Here is a 3,942-nt window from a genome sequence, read left to right on the forward strand (position 1 = left end):
TGTGAGCACCTCCCCTGATGGTCAAAGTATTGTTTTTAGGGCACTGGGTTATATATGGACAAAAAAATTACCCAATGGAAAACCTAAAAGGCTGACCAGCGGTGAAGATTTTGAAGCTGAACCCTCTTTTTCTCCGGATGGTAAAAAAATAGCTTTTGTTACCTGGAATGATATAAATAAAGGTACCATCTTGGAAATTGACCTAAATAGCAAGAAAATTTCCCCTCTTACAACAGAAAAAGGAATTTACAGACACCCAAGCTATTCACCGGATGGTAAAACATTGGTTTACAGAAAAGAGGGTGGAAACCTGGATCAGGGAAGAACCTTTACTAAAAATCCCGGACTGTACCTTTTAAACCTAAATACAAGTAAAGCTAAATTTTTAAATATTTCGGGAGATTTCCCTAGCTTCACTAAAGATGGTAAAAGAATTTTCTTCCAAACCGGAGGTAAGTTTTTTGGAAACCTGACAAAAAGTTTAAAATCAATTGACCTAAACGGACAAGATGAGCAAACGCACGTTGCCTCTAAATATGGTAACCGATTGGTTCCTAGCCCTGATAATAAATGGGTAGCTTTTATACACCTGCACAAAGCTTATGTATCTCCTTTAGTCCTTAATGGCCAAACGGTTAATCTTGACAACAATAGTAAATTCGTTCCGGTGGAAACACTGGATAAAGATGCAGGATTGTATCTGCATTGGTCAGAGAATAGCGAAACAGTACATTGGGTTTTAGGAGACAAGTATTACAGCTCAAATCTAAGCGACAAATTTTCTTTCTTGGCAGAAGGTGAAATAGCTACTGACATGGAAAAAGAAGGTCTTGAAATAGGGCTTATCACCAAAGTAGATCAACCCAAAGGGAGCATTGCTTTTACCGGGGCTACTATCATTACCATGGAGGGAGAAGAAGTAATTACAGATGGAACCTTGGTAGTTGAAGGAGCTGAAATCCTATCGGTAGGTAAACGTGGAGAAGTCCAAATCCCTAAAAATGCACTTGTCTATGATATGAATGGCAAAACCATTATGCCCGGCATGGTGGATGCACATGCCCATATTGGTGCTTTCAGAGATGGGCTTACGGTCCAACAAAACTGGCAATTGTACGCCAACCTTGCCTATGGTGTCACTACTTCTCATGATCCCTCTGCCAATAGTGAAACGGTATTTACATTGGCTGAAATGATCAAAAGTGGCCAATTAGTAGGGCCAAGAGTATTCAGTACAGGATTTATTTTATATGGTGCAGACGGTGATTTTAAGGCTGTTATCAATAAGTTAGCGGATGCTAAATCTTCCATTCGGCGCACAAGGGCATTTGGCGCTACCTCTGTCAAATCCTATAATCAGCCAAGAAGAGACCAACGACAGCAGGTGCTGCAAGCTGCCAGAGAATTGGGGGTCAACGTGGTCCCTGAAGGAGGCTCTACCTTATTCCACAACTTATCAATGGTGCAAGATGGGCACACGGGTATAGAACACAATATTCCAATTGCTCCGGTCTACAAGGATGTAATAGAATTTTGGAAAAGAACTAAGGTGGCTTATACACCTACTCTAATTGTAAATTATGGAGGTCTCAATGGGGAAAATTATTGGTACCAAAAGTCGAATGTTTGGGAAGATGAAAAACTTCTGCGCTTTACTCCAAGAGGACTAGTTGACGCTCGCTCGCGCCATCGAACCATGGCTCCGGATGCCGAATATGAAAATGGCCATATACTAACTTCCAAGCAGGTCCATTCACTTGCAAAAAAAGGCGTCAAAGTAAACTTAGGAGCCCATGGCCAATTGCAAGGGTTGGGCGCACATTGGGAGCTTTGGAGTCTGGTACAAGGAGGAATGTCAAATCATGAAGCTTTAAAAGCGGCCACCATAAATGGAGCAGCTTATATCGGAATGGATAAAGACATTGGCTCCATCAAAGCCGGGAAATTAGCCGACCTTATTATTATGGACAAAAACCCACTGGAGGACATCCAAAACTCCAATTCTATTTCACATACCATGATTAATGGAAGGCTTTATAAGGCAGACACCATGGATGAAATAGGCCATGAAGCAAAAAAGCGTAAGCCTTTCTATTGGGAAAACAGCCTTTTTCATGAAGCTTTCCCCTGGCATGAAAGCATACGAACATATATGCAGAGTGGTTGTGGTTGCCATGCACACACGAGCCAATAATTAATTGGCTTTATCTATAAAATAAAAGGGGTCTTGTTTCAAATATTTGACCCCTTTTTCCCATATGGCCGAGGCCAACATTACAATGCTTTTGGCTTCCAAGATCTTGCCTGTTCTATACTCTGCAGGCTCAAGCACATTCAACAGTCGATCATAACGCTGCTCGTAGCCTTTAAACCCATGTCTTTGATAGGTTTTCTGGATCGATTTCCCGTCAGCAAATTGCAAAATATGGTTTACTTTTTCTCCAAATAAATAGGGTGGAATGATTTTCTCTTCTACTGCATGCATGGAAGTATTGGGTCTCGTACCACAACCCAAGAACAAGACTTTCCCTCCAATAAGAGGTAGTCTGGCAAAAGGTGAATAGGGGCCGCAGGGTGTTTCATCCATAAAATGATCTTTTAAAAGAAAAGTTGCTTTAGCTCCGATTCCACAAACCGAATGGGTTGGATGAATACTTCTTTTTACACCCGGATATGTTCTAAAGAACTCTGTCAGTGCCCCGACACAGGACACTGTGTTCAGTTCATTAAAAACAGGCTGTGCTTTATTCACGGTTTTGTAGGATAAACTAGGCATTAGAAGGGTTCCCTCCTCTCCTATATGCTCGATGAAAGTCTGAACAAAAATATTGGCCCTATCCGGAAACTTACCAATGGAATTAAGGGAAGCATGTACCAGTACATGATCTCCTTTTTTTATTCCTAATAAGGATAAATCCTTTCTTATTTGCTTCACAATATTATTCATAAGCAACATTAAAAAACCAAATCAAGTCCATTTTCACTGTACCCAATATGGTGGACAAAATATTTATGCAAAAAAGTTAACTATTTTGATTGAAATTTAACCTAAACAGGGATAGGGTTTTATTATTAATCAACGTTATAAGGTTTAAAATAGGAACTGATATCAATCAAAAAGCTTCCCTACTTTTGCTTAAAAGCAAAAGTAGGGAAGCTTTTATTTAATTTATAGTAATCCTGATTTTCCTTTCGATAGGAAAATCAACGCTCTTACTTATGAATGGTTTATTTATTTAAGAAGGATGAGTACATCCAAACCAATTTTTCTTGCTCGCTAATATAATCACTCATCAAGGCATTGGTACCTTCATCTTCTGCATCGGCAGAAATAGCCAGTAATTCACGCTGTCTTAATATGATGGTTTCAAATGCTCCCAATATGCTTTGCACACCTTCATTACCATCAGAAACATTGCTAACACTTTTGATTTTAGCTACCTTTTTATAATCATCAAAAGTATGAAGCGGAGTTGCACCCAGTGTAAGTATTCTCTCTGCCACTTCATCTACCTTAACCAATAGATCATTGTACAATTCTTCATACTTCATATGCAGTTCAAAAAACTTCTCACCTTTAATGTTCCAATGTAGCCCTCTGGTGTTTTGATAAAATATCATATAATCCGCAAGTAAATTGTTAAGCCCTTCAGCAAGGGATTTACTCTTAGCAACATCAAGTCCAATTTGATTCGTGTTTTTCATTTTGGTTTATTATTTAAAAATTAATACTAAATTTTACTTTGTAAACTGTTCCATGCCCCTCCATTATACACTTCTTTGAATCCCTTTCCTTTCAGTATTCTTTTGGCTGAAGCACTTCTCATACCACTTGCACAACAAGTAATTATGGGCTGGTTTGTATCTTTTAACTTACTCAGATTACTCACTAATGTATCCAAAGGAATATTGGTAGATTTTTTAATGTGTCCACCTTGAAAT

Annotated in this window: 4 protein-coding genes; 1 reads left to right on the top strand and 3 read right to left on the bottom strand. The window is 38.9% G+C overall.

The window, feature by feature from the left end; all coding sequences use genetic code 11:
* Window positions 1-2,194 (top strand): amidohydrolase family protein (locus AAC037_RS21085; RefSeq protein WP_339905404.1); only part of this gene is annotated, 2,194 nt, incomplete at its 5' end.
* Here the strand turns inward: AAC037_RS21085 and AAC037_RS21090 are convergent.
* From AAC037_RS21090 to AAC037_RS21100, 3 genes are all read right to left on the bottom strand, one after another.
* Window positions 2,195-2,947, bottom strand: coding sequence for an AAC(3) family N-acetyltransferase (locus AAC037_RS21090; RefSeq protein WP_339905406.1), 753 nt, complete (start codon window positions 2,945-2,947; stop codon window positions 2,195-2,197). It lies immediately after the preceding gene.
* A 281-nt stretch (window positions 2,948-3,228) separates the two neighbouring features.
* The gene (locus tag AAC037_RS21095) at window positions 3,229-3,705 is read right to left on the bottom strand and encodes a Dps family protein (RefSeq protein ID WP_339905407.1); all 477 of its coding nucleotides are present in this window, start codon (window positions 3,703-3,705) and stop codon (window positions 3,229-3,231) included.
* Between the two features lie 26 nt (window positions 3,706-3,731).
* Window positions 3,732-3,942: rhodanese-like domain-containing protein (locus tag AAC037_RS21100; protein ID WP_339905409.1), on the bottom strand; the 211-nt coding region annotated here is incomplete at its 5' end.

Source organism: uncultured Cyclobacterium sp., from assembly GCF_963976465.1.
Classification (GTDB): Bacteria; Bacteroidota; Bacteroidia; order Cytophagales; family Cyclobacteriaceae; genus Cyclobacterium.

Coding starts and splice junctions, on each gene's coding strand:
- AAC037_RS21090 (WP_339905406.1), bottom strand. CDS start 2,947: ATGAATAATATTGTGAAGCAAATAAGAAAGGATTTATCCTTATTAGGA.
- AAC037_RS21095 (WP_339905407.1), bottom strand. CDS start 3,705: ATGAAAAACACGAATCAAATTGGACTTGATGTTGCTAAGAGTAAATCC.